This window comes from Halalkalicoccus jeotgali B3 (assembly GCF_000196895.1).
In the GTDB taxonomy this organism is placed as follows: domain Archaea; phylum Halobacteriota; class Halobacteria; order Halobacteriales; family Halalkalicoccaceae; genus Halalkalicoccus; species Halalkalicoccus jeotgali.
The window spans coordinates 631,604-647,153 of sequence record NC_014297.1 but is presented as its reverse complement, the minus strand read 5'-3'; the positions used below and the strand labels follow the sequence as shown (position 1 = coordinate 647,153).

General features: G+C 65.1%; 12 protein-coding genes and 1 pseudogene. 4 read left to right on the top strand and 9 right to left on the bottom strand.

Annotated elements, in window-relative coordinates; all coding sequences use genetic code 11:
• Positions 1 to 4 precede the first annotated feature (4 nt).
• The 5 genes and pseudogenes from HACJB3_RS03085 to HACJB3_RS03065 all read right to left on the bottom strand — a co-directional run.
• Positions 5 to 1,090, bottom strand: a complete 1,086-nt coding sequence (locus HACJB3_RS03085) for an ABC transporter ATP-binding protein (protein WP_008418072.1) — start codon at positions 1,088 to 1,090, stop codon at positions 5 to 7.
• Positions 1,080 to 2,930 (bottom strand): ABC transporter permease, encoded by a 1,851-nt coding sequence (locus HACJB3_RS03080; protein WP_008418073.1) that lies wholly within the window; start codon positions 2,928 to 2,930, stop codon positions 1,080 to 1,082. The genes HACJB3_RS03085 and HACJB3_RS03080 overlap by 11 nt, the downstream gene beginning before the upstream one ends.
• Positions 2,931 to 2,943: 13 nt before the next feature.
• Complete coding sequence (locus HACJB3_RS03075) at positions 2,944 to 4,011, bottom strand: thiamine ABC transporter substrate-binding protein (RefSeq protein ID WP_008418074.1); 1,068 nt, start codon at positions 4,009 to 4,011, stop codon at positions 2,944 to 2,946.
• Between the two features lie 90 nt (positions 4,012 to 4,101).
• Positions 4,102 to 4,845, bottom strand: coding sequence for an MBL fold metallo-hydrolase (locus HACJB3_RS03070; RefSeq protein ID WP_008418075.1), 744 nt, complete (start codon positions 4,843 to 4,845; stop codon positions 4,102 to 4,104).
• A 180-nt stretch (positions 4,846 to 5,025) separates the two neighbouring features.
• Positions 5,026 to 5,343: pseudogene (locus HACJB3_RS03065) on the bottom strand (CHRD domain-containing protein); the annotation flags it as partial.
• Between the two features lie 922 nt (positions 5,344 to 6,265).
• On the opposite strand from HACJB3_RS03065, the gene HACJB3_RS20585 reads away from it, so the two are divergent.
• The 3 genes from HACJB3_RS20585 to HACJB3_RS03055 all read left to right on the top strand — a co-directional run bounded on the left by HACJB3_RS20585 (position 6,266) and on the right by HACJB3_RS03055 (position 9,144).
• Positions 6,266 to 6,568, top strand: a complete 303-nt coding sequence (locus HACJB3_RS20585; RefSeq protein WP_013199370.1) for a hypothetical protein — start codon at positions 6,266 to 6,268, stop codon at positions 6,566 to 6,568.
• 72 nt (positions 6,569 to 6,640) lie between these two features.
• A complete protein-coding gene (locus tag HACJB3_RS03060) occupies positions 6,641 to 7,456 on the top strand; it encodes a hypothetical protein (protein WP_013199369.1) in 816 nt (271 codons plus the stop codon).
• A gap of 347 nt (positions 7,457 to 7,803) precedes the next feature.
• Complete coding sequence (locus HACJB3_RS03055) at positions 7,804 to 9,144, top strand: hypothetical protein (protein ID WP_008418077.1); 1,341 nt, start codon at positions 7,804 to 7,806, stop codon at positions 9,142 to 9,144.
• Positions 9,145 to 9,174: 30 nt separating this feature from the next.
• Here HACJB3_RS03055 and HACJB3_RS03050 read toward each other — a convergent pair whose 3' ends face one another.
• The 4 genes from HACJB3_RS03050 to HACJB3_RS03035 form a co-directional block, all read right to left on the bottom strand.
• A complete protein-coding gene (locus HACJB3_RS03050) occupies positions 9,175 to 10,113 on the bottom strand; it encodes an isocitrate lyase/PEP mutase family protein (RefSeq protein WP_008418079.1) in 939 nt (312 codons plus the stop codon).
• A gap of 63 nt (positions 10,114 to 10,176) precedes the next feature.
• Positions 10,177 to 10,812 (bottom strand): isochorismatase family protein, encoded by a 636-nt coding sequence (locus HACJB3_RS03045; protein ID WP_008418080.1) that lies wholly within the window; start codon positions 10,810 to 10,812, stop codon positions 10,177 to 10,179.
• A 15-nt stretch (positions 10,813 to 10,827) separates the two neighbouring features.
• Positions 10,828 to 12,678, bottom strand: a complete 1,851-nt coding sequence (locus HACJB3_RS03040) for a hydantoinase B/oxoprolinase family protein (protein ID WP_008418082.1) — start codon at positions 12,676 to 12,678, stop codon at positions 10,828 to 10,830.
• Entirely contained in the window at positions 12,675 to 14,738 is a 2,064-nt protein-coding gene (locus HACJB3_RS03035) for a hydantoinase/oxoprolinase family protein (RefSeq protein WP_008418084.1), read from the bottom strand. The genes HACJB3_RS03040 and HACJB3_RS03035 overlap by 4 nt, the downstream gene beginning before the upstream one ends.
• A 154-nt stretch (positions 14,739 to 14,892) precedes the next feature.
• Between HACJB3_RS03035 and HACJB3_RS03030 the strand changes: the two genes are divergently transcribed.
• Complete coding sequence (locus HACJB3_RS03030; protein WP_008418087.1) at positions 14,893 to 15,546, top strand: helix-turn-helix domain-containing protein; 654 nt, start codon at positions 14,893 to 14,895, stop codon at positions 15,544 to 15,546.
• Positions 15,547 to 15,550: the final 4 nt, after the last annotated feature.

Sequence of the window (15,550 nt, the reverse complement as noted above, 5' to 3'; positions counted from 1 at the left end):
AGGCTCACCCGTCGGCGTCGAGAGAGACCACGTGGGCGTCCTCGGGGGAGAACCCAATGCGAAGCCGATCGCCCGGTCGGGCCTCGCTTCGGGCGATCAGCTCCCGGCCTTGCCAGCGCAGACGGGTTCGAGTGCTCGAACCGAGGAACTCCGCGCTCTCGACCGTCGCTTCGAGCCGGTTGGTTTCGGCCCCCGGGAGGAGGTCCTCGGGGCGCACGCAGAAGGTCACGCGATCGCCGCGGTCACACTCGATGGCGTCGGCCGCGATCGCGAGCGTCTCCTCGCCGACTCGGACGGGAAGGGGCTCCGGGGAACGGTCCGCGGACGGCTCGACGACCGTCCCGGTGAGGACGTTGTTATCGCCGACGAACTCGGCGACGAACCGCGTTCGGGGGGCGTCGTAGACCGTTCGCGGGGGGTCGATCTGCTCGACCCGGCCCGCACGCATGACGGCGACGCGGTCCGAGATCGCAAGCGCCTCCTCCTGGTCGTGGGTGACGTACACCGTCGTGATGTCGAGTTCGCGCTGGATCGACCGGACCTGCCCGCGCAGCCGTTCGCGCAGCCGGGCGTCGAGCGCGCTCATGGGCTCATCGAGCAGGAGGACGTCGGGGCCGGGCGCGAGCGCCCGCGCGATGGCGACGCGCTGTTGTTGGCCACCCGAGAGCTCCTCGGGCGAGCGCTCGCCGGCGTCCGCGAGATCGACGAGGTCTAAGAGGTCGGCGACGCGCTTTTCGCGGGAGACGCCGCCGGGCGGGTCCGCAAAGCGGAGCCCGTAGCCGACGTTTTGGGCGACGCTCATGTGGGGAAACAGCGCGTAGTTCTGGAAGACGACGCCGACGTTTCGCTCCTCCGGGGGGACCTCCGCGACGCGTGTTCCGCCGATGGCGACCGACCCCGCCGTCGGCGACTCGAAGCCGGCGATCAGCCGGAGGGGCGTCGTCTTCCCGCAGCCCGAGGGGCCGACGAGGGTGAAAAACTCCCCCTCCCGAACCCCGAGCGAGAGCCCCTCGACGGCGGTCGTCTCCCCGTAGCGGACCGTCACGTCCGAAAGCGAGAGCGCGACCGGGTTGGTCGGCTCAGAGGCCATCGGTCTCACCCCCGAGACGGTCGATGATCACGAAACTGGCACTCGAGACCAAAAGCAGGACGACGCCCATCGCGGTCGCAGGTCCGAGCCGCCGGCCGATGAACTGCTCGATCGCGACCGGCATCGTGTACTGATCGGTCCCCGTCGCGAGCACGACCGTCGAGGAGAACTCCCCGATCGAGATCGCCGTCGCGAACGCCGCGCCCGCGATCACTCCCGGTCGGACAAGCGGGAGTTCGATGTCGAGCAGGGCGCGCACCCGGGAGGCACCGAGCGCCCGGGCGGACTCGACGAACCGCCCGTCCAGCGACTCGAACCCCGGGGAGACGGTGCGGACGACGAAGGGATAGCAGGAGACGGCGTGGGCGGCGACGATCGCGAGCGCCCCGCCGACGGAGAGTCGCCACCCGGCGATCTCGACGCCGAAGACCGGTCCCCGGAGTAGCCCGATCCCGACGATCACCCCCGAGACCGCAAGCGGCGCCATCGCGACGGTATCGACCAGCTTCCGGCCGCGATATCGCCGGGTCGTCAGCACCGAGATCACCACGCCCATCGGGACCGAAAGCGCGAGCGCGCCGAGGGCGAACACCAGCGAGTTGCGGATCGCGTCCCACGGCCGGACCTGAAACGCCGCCCCGGTCGCCTGTCGGTCGAGGAGAAACCGATAATGGTCGAGGGTCAGCCCGTCCGGACCGGCGACGCTAGTATAGAGCATGCTCGCGATCGGGGCGACGAACACGACCAGCGCGACCAGTGCGTAAGCGCCGATCCCGAAGCGTGCGAGGAGCGCCCGTACCGAACGCTCGCTCGGGACGAGGGGCGCTCGGGCGAGCGGGCGAACCCCCTGCGAACGGACGGTGTGGCGGGCCTCGTAGCGCAGATACGCGTAGAGGACGCCGAGCGAGATCGCGAGTTCGACGATCGCCAGCGCCGCGGCCTCGGTGTAGTTCAGGTCCCCGACGAGCTGGTAGACGAACACCTCGACGGTCGCGAGTTCGAACCCGCCGAGCGCCAAGATGATCGGGAAGGTCCCGAAGGTAAAGACGAACGTCAGCGCGGCCCCCATCACCACCGCAGGATAGAGCTGCGGGGCGATCACGTCCCGGAAGGCCCGAATCGGGCTCGCCCCGAGGCTGCGTGCGGTCTCGACGGTCCGGGCGTCGACCGACTCCCAGGCGGCGGTGGTCACCCGGGCGACGAGTGGCGCGTTATAGAAGGCGTGGGCGATCACGACCGCCTCCAGGGTGAACAACAGATCGACGGGCCCGAGCCCGATCGTCCCGAGGACGGCGTTGAGCGTGCCGTTCCGGCCGAACGTGGCGACGAAGCCGATCGCGACCATGATCGAGGGGAGCACGAACGGCAGGATCGTCAGCGACCGAAGCGTTCGCCGCCCACGGAACTCGTAGCGCGCGAGGACGTACGCCGCGGGGAGGCCGAGCGCGAGGCTCGCAAGCGTCGAGAGGGCCGCCTGAAAGGCCGTAAAACCGACGATCCCGAGTCGCCGCTCGCCCGAGAGGAGCGCCCGACCGACCACGAACGGTGAATCGCCCGCGAACAGGCGGGCGAGATCGCCGAAGTAGAACGGATCACGGAGCAGGGCCCCGAACGCCGAAAGCGTGAGCCGCCCCTCGACGAGGAGCGACTCGACGAAGACGGTCGTGACCGGGTAATAGAACAGGAGGGCGAGCACCAGCGTCGTCCCGACCGCGAGGAGTGCGATGGTTCGTCGCTCGAGGGCGTCGCGAGCACGGCGTACGCGCCCGCAGTCGGTGGGTTCGGGCGCGTCGCTTTCGGCGGCGTCGTCGCCCGCGGTCGACGTGGTGCTTGCGTCCATCCCAGATCGGGGGCTATCGGCCACCGGCAACGGCGTCGCTCCAGTCCTCGATCCAGCCCGGCAGACCCTCCGCGAGCGCGTCGTACCCGAAGAAAACCGGTTCGTCGGGTTCTCTTGCGAACTCCCGGTAGACCTCTGGCGGTGTCGCCTCGGTGTTGACGGGCCCGGTGACGTTTCGCTCGGCGATTACCGCCTGGACCTCCGGCGAGAGGACGAAATCGGCGAACTGGTGGGCCGGCCCGTCGTTCGTTCCCTCGGCAAAGCGGGCCATCCCCTCGATGCTCGCGTAGGCCTCGCCGTTTGGCATCGCCACACGGTGTTTCTCGAGGTCGCTGCCGGCCCGTTTTGCGTACACCCGGTCGTTCGAGTACGAGACGATCACGGGGGCCTCGCCCTCCTCGAACTGCGTATAGACGTCGGCCCACGAGTCGAGGATCCGGACGTCGTTCTCGAGCAGCCCCTGCCAGTACTCGAGGTACCCCTCCTCTCCGAACTCGTCGATCGTCCAGAGCAAAAAGAGCAGCCCCGTCGTCGCTCCCTGAGGGTTCGCGAGCGCGATTCGTCCCTCGTAGGCCGGGTCGAGGAGGTCCTCGAGGGTTTCGGGTTCGGGGACAGTTCGGCCGTCGTAGACGAGCGCACAGTAACTGCTGTCGACCGGGATGGTCCGGTCCTGCGGATCGAAATAGAACTGCTCGTCGACGTCAGCGAGGTGCTCGAAGCGACTCTCGTCCCACTGGCCGAACAGCTCACCGTCCGTGTTCCGATCGACGCGCACGAGTTCGTGGGGACCGAATCCGAGATAGAGATCCGGTTCGATTTCGACGTCGGAATTGTGGCGTTCGATGTAGTAGTTGATGCCCTGATCGGGCGTGTGCCATTCGAGTGTAGCGTCGTGGCGTGCATCGAACTCCTCTTTGATCCACGCGCCCGGGCTGTCGCTCGGGGCGTCGACGAACGATCCGTAGGTCGCAACGGCAAGCGTCCCGTCGTCGCTCTCGTCGCTGTCTACCGGGTTCGCCGAGCAACCGGCGAGGCAGGCCGTCACGGCCGCCCCCGATCCGAGGAACGTTCGTCGTTTCATTACCCAGTGGTCACACCGAGTGATGTATAATACCCTCGTTTCCGATCGCGAGCGGACGCCGACGGTCGACCGGGCGAGTCGAGGACGGACTCAGATCGAGATCCGCTTGCCGTCCCGTGCGTACTCGACGTCGAGGTCGGGAAGCCGCGAGAGCATGTCCTCGCCCATGTGGGTAATCACCAGTCGCTCGCAGTCGAGTTCGTCTCGGTGGGATGATAGCGTCCGGTAGTTCAGGTGGTTCGGAACTGCCTTCTCGTAGAAATAGGACTCACAGACGAACAGATCCGCGCCGCGTGCGACCTCGAAGAGCGCGTCGGTCCACTCCGTGTCCCCGGAGTACGCGAGCGTCTTCCCGTCGATGTCGAGTCGAAGCGCGTACGGCGGGGCGCCACAGGCGTGGACGACTTCGGTGGGGGTCACGTCGACGGGCCCGATGGCGGTCTTCCGGTCTGCCTCCAGTTCGACGATCTGGAGCTCGAAGCGTTGCTTGACCCCCGAGAGGCCCGGAAACGAGACGTCCATCGCGGCCCGAAGGCGCTCTTCGAGCCCCGGCGGCCCGGCGATGACCAGCGGTTCCGTCCGTTCGGCGATCAGTTGCGCGTCGAGGACGAAATACGGGAGCCCGCCGATGTGATCCCCGTGGAGGTGCGTGATGAAGATCGCCTCGATGGCGTTGCGATCGACGCCCTCCCGTTTCATCGCCGCCATGGACGTCGCCCCGCAATCGATGAGAAATCGACCGGAGGGCGCGGCGACGTGAAAACAGGTCTGTAATCGGCCGCCGCTCCCGAGCGGGTCGCCCGACCCGAGGAAGGTAAACGAGATCTCGCTCACGGTGCGATCCCCCTACAGTGGGAACGATTGTCTCGGTCCATTCTCCCATCTTCGGTGTCCCACGGCATAGTCGTAGCCATTCGGACGTGATTCGACCGTCGGAAGGCTCATATCCGATCGGCCGAGCGAGTCGAACCGTCGGAAACGGCACCCCATTCGGGACGGCCCGACTCTGTGCGTTTACTCGTGGGGCGGCAGGATCTGACCGCGAATCTCGCCGTCCGGATACTGTTCCGTGTGGACGTTGACGTACGCACCCACCTGTTCGAAGGTCCCGACCACATCCTCGAAGTCGGCGACCTCCCACTCCCCGACAAGGTCCTCGGCCGTGATAGAGTCCTCGGTGAGGATGCCCGAGAACCGACCGCCGATGCGTTCCGGCTCCATTCCTCCTTCTGGATAGAGCCAGGCGACGACGGGACCGTCCTCGCCCTCGGATCCCAAATGGATATGCGCCTGCGTGACGTTGCAGATGTCCGCGATCGTCACCTCGTAGGTGGCTTCCGTCCCGTCGGCGTCGACGTGAAAGCGTGCCTCTCCGGACGCTTCGGTCCGGACGTCCTATGATTCGGCCTCGTCCTGTAGGTGTACGTGGTACTCCCGCGGGAGATCGATCCCGGCGTCCCCACTGCCGGTATTCCCGTCTGTGGAGTTGCCGTCCGCACCGTCCGAATGCTCGTCTGCCAGTGCGTTACTACCCGTAGCGATACCCGCCACTATCGCTCCGATCCCGACGAGGAGCGTGCGCTCTGTGCCTGCATGGCCTCTGCGTCAGGAACTGTCAGACGCATATAGGTTCGTTATAGCTAGTTGAATCGACGGCGTGTACTGAGCGGGATGACAGTTCGGGAAAACCAATCGTCGTCCCGGACGTTGTGTTCAATCGGGCGCAGGTTCGAGCGAAACGGTCGTACTGCTTTCCGACTCGAGTGGTAAGCACACCGCTAGTTCGTCGGGTGAGCTACTGCGATATCGAATACGATAGCGAAAGAACTCTTCTGCGATATGACCGCCCGTCAGCGGAACCAAATGGAGTGGCACACGCGGCTTTCGGGGGCGGTCGTTTATGCGTCGATGGCTGGAAACGGCGGCGGACGATCCTTCTGGAAAGACGGGCCATCGGCAGCAGGGTCTACCGGACATCACATAGATCAAGCTCCTGTTGATGGTCGCCGGGCTCTCACAGGTCGACAACTCCGTATAGTTAAACCCGCACGTGCTTGTTGGACTGGGCATGAGCGAGAACCACGCGCGACGGAAGCTTCCCTCTGCGCCGTACGGTGTGGTCGGGCTGAGAGAGCCAGATTGGCGACGGACTGACACTTCACTGTGGAGGTAACCTCGATTTCAGCGACAACCGCTTGTGGTATACTACTTCGATCTAAACATGGCCGCATACGAAGACGCCCACTTCTGAACGATGACACCGTACTTCACCAACGAACGAGTTCTTAAATGCATCGAGGGACGCGGGATCGGCGGCGGCGTCGGTCATCGCGCTGACGTCGGCCTTGACGACGCCGACGTGATCGTCGAGAGCCGTGAGGCGTTCTTCGACGCCCTCGGGTCGTCGGCCAGCGAGATCGGGATCTCCGACCCTGCTCGGATCAGACCATCGTCTCAGATTGCGATGTCGATGGCTCGGCGGGTGCGCTGTTGTACGCCACCGACCACGGGAAGGACAGTCCCGCATGGGGTAACGGCTCCTCGGATCGGGATGTGATCACTATGCGTGGCGGCTCGCGCATCTCCGGGATCAGGTACCGCGGTCCGTACCACGACTACTACGATAGCGGTGAGTATCCGGCTACCTCCCGTTCGACAGCGGCAAGTAAGCGAGCGCCGGCGCAAGCGTGAGGGCCGATACGCTCGCGGCATCCGGATCCTCACCGACGACGCCGAGGTCGACAACTGCGAGATCTACGGCTGGCCAAACCAGGCCATCTCCATCGGCGCCTCCTCGACGGTCGTCTCGCCGCACATCCACCACATCTACGGCCACGACTGTATGATGGTGGGTGCGGGCTACGTCATCGACGTGATCAACGGGCACCCGACCATCGAGCTGAGCTACTTCAACGCGACGCGCCACTCGGTCAACGGTTTTGGCTACCCGACCTGCGGGTACACGCTCGAAGACTGTCTGTTCGGGCCGACGACCTACAGCCGCGCCGTCGACATGCACTGTCTTGCCGAGAACGGCGGCGGCGACGACCTCACCGCGGGCGGGCGCGTCGAGGTTCGCCGGTGTACGTTCGCCTTCACCCACAGCATCAAGGACAACAACTGCCAGGCGATCGCGTTCCGGGGCTATCCCGACGACGAGTACGTCACGGAGAACAACCGGTTCCTCCACGATATCGAGCCGGGCTTCGAGAACCCCGCGAACACGAGCTACCAGCCGGTCCCCTACCGACAGATCAACCTCGGGTCGGGCACCTGGTCGGGCTGGTACGCCTCGGACAACCAATACGGCGTCAGCGAGACCCACGAATCGGGAGTCGGCGCGCCGGTCAACCTCGACGACCCGATGGACGGCAAACCGCTGCTCAGCGAGGAGCGCCGCCGGGCGCTTCGGGCTGCCCTCAGGTCGCTCGAGTCGCAGGGATAGTGGCCGTATTTCGATGACCGACGGACAGTCGTAGCACGCCGATTTCGAGACGGCGGTTGAAGTCTTTTGATACGAACGGGACGAATCCGGTCGAATACCTCCGAGCGACCGTACCGGTCCGGGCGCATACGGGAGCCACGAGCGTCCACCGGAACGCGGACCGAGAACGACCTGATGGTAGCATTTATAATACACCCGTATTATTGATACGGATAACCGTTAAACACGGTGAAAATAGTCGACGGACGCGCTCGCGGTGGCGAACCGACGATCGGGGTTCACCGCGGAGCCGACGCGACGAACCAACGCACATGACACCAGAACTACGACCTTCCCGACGGCGACTTGTGGTACTTTTACTGCTCTGTTTCGCGGTCGCTCTGTCCGGGTGTGCCGGTTGGGGAACCGGCTCGCCAGCCGAGGACCCAGACGTCGCCAACGCGGGCAGTGGCGACATCGATGACGAACAGGACGGCGGCGACTCCTCGGACGGGACGAACGCCACGAACGCGTCCGGAGAGGAGACGAACGCCGAGGAAAGCGACAGCGGCGGAACTGACGGCGGGGACGACGCCGGAAGCGACGACGGGGACCCGAACGCGGATTCGGACTCGGAGACGAGCGTCGGGGACACGGACTCCGAGTCGAGCGAGTCGGTGGATCAGTCCACCTCGTCGAACGACGATTCGACGGTGGCGACACAGTCGAGCGACGACTCGGCGTCATCGGCATCGGCGTCGGCGTCGTCCGCGAGCGCCGGCTCGAACGACGACCCGGCGTCCGACTCGAGCGGAACCGACGCGTCGGACAGTGAAGGGTCGGACAGTGAAGACGCAACCGAAGGATCCGAAGACACCGACAGCGGCTCCGCGGACGACGCTGACGACGCCGGGGACGGGTCCTCGGATAACGCCGACGACGGAGCGGACGACAATACCGACGAGACCGGAGACGAGTCGAGTGGATCCGATGATGGGGCGGATAACGGTGATGAGTCATCGCCCGAGGAACCACCCGCCAATGAGAGCGAGGACGACGAAGGGACTGCTGAGGATGGGAACACCAGTGACGAGAACACTCCCGACGAGAACGAAAGCGACGGAAACAGCAGTGAGGGGAACGAAAGCGATGACCCCGAGACGTACACGCTGACCGTCGAGGCTGAGGGGCCGGTAACGATCGAGCGCCTCTCGGACGGCGCGACCACGACGCGCGAGGCCACCGACGGGACGGTCGAGTTCACCGTCCTCGAAGACATGTACGAGATCAGTGCCGAACAGGAGGAGTACGTCGATCCGATGCTGTCGATCGGCGTCGCTGAGGACAGGACGATCACCCTCCAGCAGGGCGATTCGATCACCTACACCGTCCTCGACGCCGGGACCGGCGAGCCGATCGAGGGCGCCGAGATCAGCGGGATGTGTGATCTGTGGTATTCGAGCGGTGACGCGTACATCACCGGGGAGTCGAACGCGAGCGGCGAACTCGAGGCCGAAACCCTCTCACCGACGACGTGTCGCTACGACACGCAGATCGCGGCCGAAGGGTACGAGCCGGCCTCGCTTGGCGAGATCGATATCCCTGAGGACGACGGGACGACCGTCGAACTCCAACCCGAGGAGTCCGACTCGACCGCCGCGCTCGCGCTCGGCGGACTCGGCGAAGCGCCGAGCATCGCCCGGGCCTGAGCCGAGGCTCAATCGCACACGGGCCCCGGCTCAGAGGTCGTCGCCGAGCGAGCCGTCGTACTTGTCCTGCTCGGCGTCGGAGAGGAACAGTCGCTCCCACTCGACGACCTCGGGAAAGCCCGAGAAGTCGTGGAGGCTCCCGACGGGTTGAGCGTTGAACGCGTCGTCGATGTCCCGCATGGCCGCGACTGGATCGTCGGCGAATGTCGAGAGGTCCTCGTGGACGTGTGCGATCGCCGAGAGCGTCGAGGCGACGGGAAACACCACCAGATCGAAGCTCCATCGTTCGAGCGCGGACAGGTCGACGTACGGCGAGGAGCCCAGATCGCCGACGAAGTTGTAGACGAGCGGCCCCTCGACCTCCTGTCCGATGCGTTCGAGTTCCGCTTCGTCGGTGGGGCCCTCGACAAAGGCGACGTCCGCGCCCGCATCAAGGAAGTCGTTCGCGCGGCCGATCGCCTCCTCTAGCGAGCCGTCGCCGGTTCCGCGGGCGTCGGTCCGGGCGATCAGCACGAACTCGGGGTCGCGCTCGTCGCGGACGGCGGCCGCGGCTTCGATCTTGCCGACCGCCTCCGCTCGTGGGATGACCTGCCGGCCTTTCGTGTGCCCGCAGCGTTTCGGGAACGTCTGGTCCTCGATGTGGATAGCACCGACGCCGGCTTTGATGTACTCGCGGACCGTCCGAACGACGTTCGTCGCGTTGCCGTAGCCGTTATCGGCGTCGGCGATCAGCGGGACGTCGATCCGTTCCTGGATGTTCGCGGCGTTCTCGATCATCTCGGGCATCGTAATGAAGCCAGCATCGGGGTAGCCGGTCTTCGACAGGGAGGTGCCGTAGCCGGTCATGTAGATAGCGTCGAAGCCGACGTGGTCGGCGACGGCGGCCGTCAGCGGATCGTGAACGCCGGGACAGGCGAGGATCTCGTCACTCGCGAGACGCTCGCGGAGCGCTCCACCGGTGGTGGTCATGGCTGGCCTCGCGAGGGACACACGGAGGTAGCTGTCGGTTCGAGTCGGTCGTCGTGGGTGTCGTTATACGTCATGTGAGAGGTGGTTGAGTACGGCATCGGTCGTAACGACGTCACCGTACTTCGCGTCGATGTCGAAGAGGTTCGCCCGATGTGGGCCGTCGGCGCGGTCGCCGACCGCGTCGGCGGGGACGATCGTCCGGTAGCCGTGTTGCAGGCTATCGACCGCGGTCGCACGGACACAGCCGCTCGTCGTGACGCCGGCGAGGACGAGCGTGTCCACGCGGTCGGTCGTCAGCTCCGTTGCCAGATCGGTTCCGAAGAAGGCACTGGCGTACTTCTTCAGGATGACTCGTTCGTCGTCGACGGGTGCGATTCGCTCGTCGACTTCGACCGCCTCGGTGCCGAGACGGAGCTCCTTCAGGGCGGGCACCTTCTCGATGAACCGCCCGGCGTCACCATAGGAGTCCTCGAACGCGACGGTCGTGAAATAACGCGGCAGGTCGTGTTCACGAAAGGTCGTGAGCAACCGTTCCGTCTGTTCGAGGACGTCGGTTACGTCCGCGCCGAGGCGAGTGGTCGGATCGGTGAAGGCGTTGATCAGGTCGATAACGAGCAGCGCGGGCCGGTCGCCGAGGCCGACGCTCGCGCCGAAATCCGCCTCGTCGTATTCGGTGTCGATGTCGTGTGGCCAGTCCATGATCGGTGTCGACGGTCAATCGTGACGCTCGGCGAACTCGCGTCGTTCGGCGGCGATGCGTGCTTCGAGGGTCTCGTCGTCCGGTAGTGGACCGTAATCGAACGCCGGTGGCTCGTCGCGGGTCCCGTCGAGCTCTCCGCGTCGATCCTCGGTGGCTACGTCGTCGACGCTCCCCTCGTCGAGGACGACCCCGTACTCGGTGCGGGCAGCGGATTCCGAGATGAGCCCCCGACGGACCTCGCGTGCGACGACCGTGGGATCGCGTTCAAGTGGATCGCCGAGCCCACCGCCGCCGGCGGTACTGAAGACGAGTTTATCACCCGCCGCGACGGCGACGTTTTCGACTTTTGACGGTAACTCCTCTTCGGTCCCGTCGGTCCGCACCAGTGTCTTCTCGCTCGTTTCGGCGTGGCTACCGCCGTCGACGCCCCACGGGTAGGTGTGGGCCCGATCGTCCTGGAAGGTGATCGCACCCGGCTCCTCGAAGGTGTAGACCTTCGTGATGCCGTGCCCGCCGCGGAACTCGCCGGGACCACCGGTGTCAGTGCGGGTGCTGTACTCGTCGATGCTCAGGGGGTAGTACGCCTCCTGGTATTCGGCAGGTACTGTTCGGAACATTGGCCACCACGAGTGTCCATCGAGGCCGTCGCCGCCCGGCCGAGCGGGGATCCCACCGTAGAGGATCTCGAGCATCTGGAAGTCGTTGCCCTCCGAGTCCGTCCCGGCGTAGACGAGGTTCGGCGAGGTGCCGTAGCTGCCCGCGACCGAGAAGCCCTCGATGAGCTTCGAGAACGTCGCCTGCAGGACGTCGAACTGCCGGGCCATCAGCGGGAGGCGATTGCCCAGTGCGGCCGGGAACTCCGGCTGGACCACGGATCCTTCGGGCAGTGTCACCTCGAAGAGGTCGTAGTAGCCGTCGTTGAAGGTGAGCAGCGGGTCGAAGGCCATGATGAGGAACACTCCCGTAAACATCTTGAACATCTTCTCGTTCAACAGGAAGTTCACCGTCCCCGGGACCTGCTCGTCAGTGCCCGTCCAGTCGAGGTAGACGGTCTCGCCCTCCCGGTAGATCTCGAGGTGGAGTTTGATGGGCCCGTTGCCCATCCCGTCGTCGTCGACGTAGTCCTCGAAGGTGTAGCGCTCGCCCTCGGGGACGAACTCGTGAATGAGGTTTATCATTCCGTCGCGGGTGCGGTCGAGGATGGCGTCGCAGGCCTCGACGTACGTCTCCTTCCCGAAGCGATCACAGAGCTCGTGGATGCGGGTTTCTGCAGCTTTCGTCCCCGCCGCCAGCGCCTTGATGTCGGCCTCGGCGTGTTCGGGCAGGCGGGTGTTGTGTGCGAAGCTTTCGAGCAGTTCGTCGTCGATCTCGCCGCCCTTGTAGAGTTTTACAGGCGGCAGTCGCACCCCCTCCTCGAAGATCGTCCGCGCCTGAACGGGCATGCTGCCGGGCGTCTTCCCGCCGACGTCCATCAGGTTGCCCCACTGGCTCGAAAAGCCCACGAGATCGCCCTCGTAGAAGATCGGTCGCAACAGCAGCATGTCCGGCGTGTGCGAGACCGCACCGGCACACATGTACGGATCGTTGGTCGCGATCACGTCGCCATCGGCGAGGTCCTCGCGCTCGAACGCCGAGTTCGCGAGGATGGTGTCGATGGCCGAACCGAACTGGCCTATGACCATTCGCCCCTTCGCGTCGGCGATCAGCGGGAACTGGTCGGACTGTTCGCGGATGACTGGACTGATGGCCGTCGTTTCGACCACGCGATCCATCTCGTAGCGGGTGTTCGAGAGCGTGCTCTCGATGATATCGAGCGTCGTTCGGTCGACGTCGTGTTCGCCGACGAAGTCGGGCGTCTCACTCATCTGTTTTCACCTCGGTTGATCTCGATGTTACCATAGCGGTCGATGGTCGCGTCGTGGTCGGGCTGAACGACGACCGTCGAGTCGGCGTCCGTGACGATGGCTGGCCCGTCGATAGCGTTACCCGGCCGGAGTTCGGTTCTGTCGTAGATCGCCGTGTCGTAGTGCTCACCGTCGAAGTACACTTCCTCGATGGCGAGTTCGGCATCGCTCGGATCGGCGTCACCGAGTGGCTGGTCCTCGATCGTGACCCCCTGCAGCCGGCCTTTGCCGATCACGCGTAGGTTCGCGATTTCGAGTGGCGCATCGAGCGAGAAGCCGAACTGGCGGTCGTGACGGGCTTCGAAGTCGTCCTTGATCTCCGCGAGCCCGGACTCGCGCTGAAGGTTCTCGGGGGAGACCGGAATCGACATCTGGATGTCCTGGCGGAAGTACCGGCAGTCGGCGGCGTACTCGAAGGCGTGGTCGGCTTCGTCGACGCCTTCGGAAGCAAGCCACGACGTCGCCTCGGCTTCGAGCGCGCGGAACTCCTCGGCGACGTCCGCCCCGTCGACGTCCTCGTCAGTTTCGAGGTACGTCTCTGCGAACTCGTTTTGGATGTCGGAGGTGAGAAACCCGAAGGCGGACATAACCCCTGGACCCGGCGGGATAAGTAGCGGATACGTGTCCATCACGTCGGCCAGCGCGTTGGCGTGCATCGGGCCGGCGCCCCCGAAGGCGACGAGCCCGAACTCGCGTGGGTCGTAGCCGCGTTCGACCGAGACGACCCGGAGCGCACCGTGCATGTTCTCGTTGACGATATCGAGGATCGCTTGGGCGGCCTCCTCGACGGTACTCCCTCGCTCGTCGGCGATCGTCGCGACCGCATCGCGGGCGGCCTCTCTATCCAGCTCCATCCGACCGCCGAGCTGAACCGAGGGTGGAATCCGCCCTAAGACGACGTTCGCGTCCGTGACGGTCGGTTCCTCGCCGCCCTGGCCGTAACACGCCGGTCCGGGGTCGGCACCGGCGCTCTCGGGGCCGACCTGCAGCGATCCGTTCAACTGGACGCGAGCAATGGAACCGCCGCCGGCGCCCACAGTATTGACGTCGACTGACCGGGATTTGAACTCCCGATAGCCGACCTTCGTCTGGCGTGTCGTCTCGGCGGTGCCGTCCTCGACGAGCGAGACGTCCGTCGAGGTCCCACCCATATCGAGGGTCAGAACGTCGGGAACGCCCTTCGCCGAGGCGATGGTCGCCGCCCCGACGACGCCGCCGCTCGGCCCAGAGAGCGCGAGTTCGACGGGACGCTCCTTTGCAGCCCCGGAGCTCATGAGCCCGCCGTCCGAGCGCACGACGTTCATCGTCGCTTCCGAGCCGGCCGCCGAGAGCGACTCGTCGAGATCGTCGAGATAGCTGATCACTGTCGGCCGCGCGTAGTCGTTGATGACCGTCGTGAGGGTTCGCTCGTACTCGCCGTATTCGGGGACGATTTCCGAAGAGATCGACACGGGAAGCTCCGGGGCCTCCTCGGCGACGATCTCCCGTACTCGCTGTTCGTGTGCGGGATTCAGATAGGCGTTCAACAGTGCGACGGTTATCGACTCGACGCCGGCCGCCTCGAGTTCCCGAACCGCCTCCCTGACTGCGGTCTCGTCGAGCGGCTCGATCTCTTCTCCTGCGGGCGAGGAGATCCGGCCGCCGACTCCTCGTGTGTCCACCAGATCGGCGAGCGGGGCCGGTTTCTCCATGCTCATCCAGCCGTACAGCGGGCCGGGCGTCCACGCCCGCGCTAGGTGTAGAACGTCCTCGTGGCCCGCCGTCGTAACGAGCCCGACCCGCGAGCCCGCCTCCTCTAAGAGCATGTTCGTTACGACGGTCGTACCGTGAAACAGGAGCTTCAGATCCGCCACCGTGGTGTCAGCCTTGGCTGTTGCCTCCTCGATGCCGTGTATCACTCCCTCCGCGGGATTCGCGGGCGTCGAGAGCACCTTGTCTATCGTGAGTTCGTGCGTCGTCTCGTCGAAGATGATCACGTCCGTGAACGTCCCACCGACGTCGACACCGAGATTGTGTGTCATGTGATATCGTACACTATGTCGGATGGCACGTCGGGGAGTAAGAATTCCCCCAACAGCTGTTGGCTCTTTATATAGATGCAGCCGGCAAGCGACTGGTCGGGGATCGGTCGGATACGCTTTTCACCGTGGGTTCCGTTGACACACGAGATCCGGGATGTTCACTGCGACGGTTCACTTCACACAGCACAGAAACTGCATTCTCCGACGGCTCACGGCGGGCGTCGACGCGCCGATCCCGATCGAGATCGAGGAGATCCAAAACGGCGTCGTGACGTTCGTCCTCCGGTCGGGCGAGCACACGGACGGTTTCCAATCGGAACTCGAAGCCGCCGAACACGTCGAACACGTCACGCGACTGGACGAGGAGAACCTGCTCGTGACGAAGCCGTCCTGTGGGGCGTACTCGGCGATCTACCGGAACCACGGCACGCTCCGGCGCTCGAACACCGTCTCGGGTCGTCAACGAGAGTACACGGTTCTCGTATTTCGCCGCGAGGACCTCAGAAACATCATCGAGGATTTGGGGACGTTTGGTACAGTTACACTCGGCAAACTCGAGGAGTTTACTCCTGGTGTCGAGCCGCCCCTGACCGAACGACAACACGAGGTCGCCGCACAAGCGCTCGCACGCGGGTACTATGATTGGCCGCGGGGGATAACGAACGAGAAACTCGCCGAGAAACTGGGAATCAGCCGTGCGACGCTCCACGAGCACCTCCGGAAGGCCGAACGGACGGTGCTGTCCTCGGCACTGGCCGAAAGTCACAGGCAGGTCGGGGAGGGACGATTCGAGCGAATCGACGTCTGAGTCC

Excerpts from the sequence above, each read along its gene's own strand:
- HACJB3_RS03075 (WP_008418074.1), bottom strand. The coding sequence starts at position 4,011 with ATGAAACGACGAACGTTCCTCGGATCGGGGGCGGCCGTGACGGCCTGC.
- HACJB3_RS03030 (WP_008418087.1), top strand. The coding sequence starts at position 14,893 with ATGTTCACTGCGACGGTTCACTTCACACAGCACAGAAACTGCATTCTC.
- HACJB3_RS03035 (WP_008418084.1), bottom strand. The coding sequence starts at position 14,738 with ATGACACACAATCTCGGTGTCGACGTCGGTGGGACGTTCACGGACGTG.
- HACJB3_RS03080 (WP_008418073.1), bottom strand. The coding sequence starts at position 2,930 with ATGGACGCAAGCACCACGTCGACCGCGGGCGACGACGCCGCCGAAAGC.
- HACJB3_RS20585 (WP_013199370.1), top strand. The coding sequence starts at position 6,266 with ATGACACCGTACTTCACCAACGAACGAGTTCTTAAATGCATCGAGGGA.
- HACJB3_RS03050 (WP_008418079.1), bottom strand. The coding sequence starts at position 10,113 with ATGACCACCACCGGTGGAGCGCTCCGCGAGCGTCTCGCGAGTGACGAG.
- HACJB3_RS03040 (WP_008418082.1), bottom strand. The coding sequence starts at position 12,678 with ATGAGTGAGACGCCCGACTTCGTCGGCGAACACGACGTCGACCGAACG.
- HACJB3_RS03085 (WP_008418072.1), bottom strand. The coding sequence starts at position 1,090 with ATGGCCTCTGAGCCGACCAACCCGGTCGCGCTCTCGCTTTCGGACGTG.
- HACJB3_RS03045 (WP_008418080.1), bottom strand. The coding sequence starts at position 10,812 with ATGGACTGGCCACACGACATCGACACCGAATACGACGAGGCGGATTTC.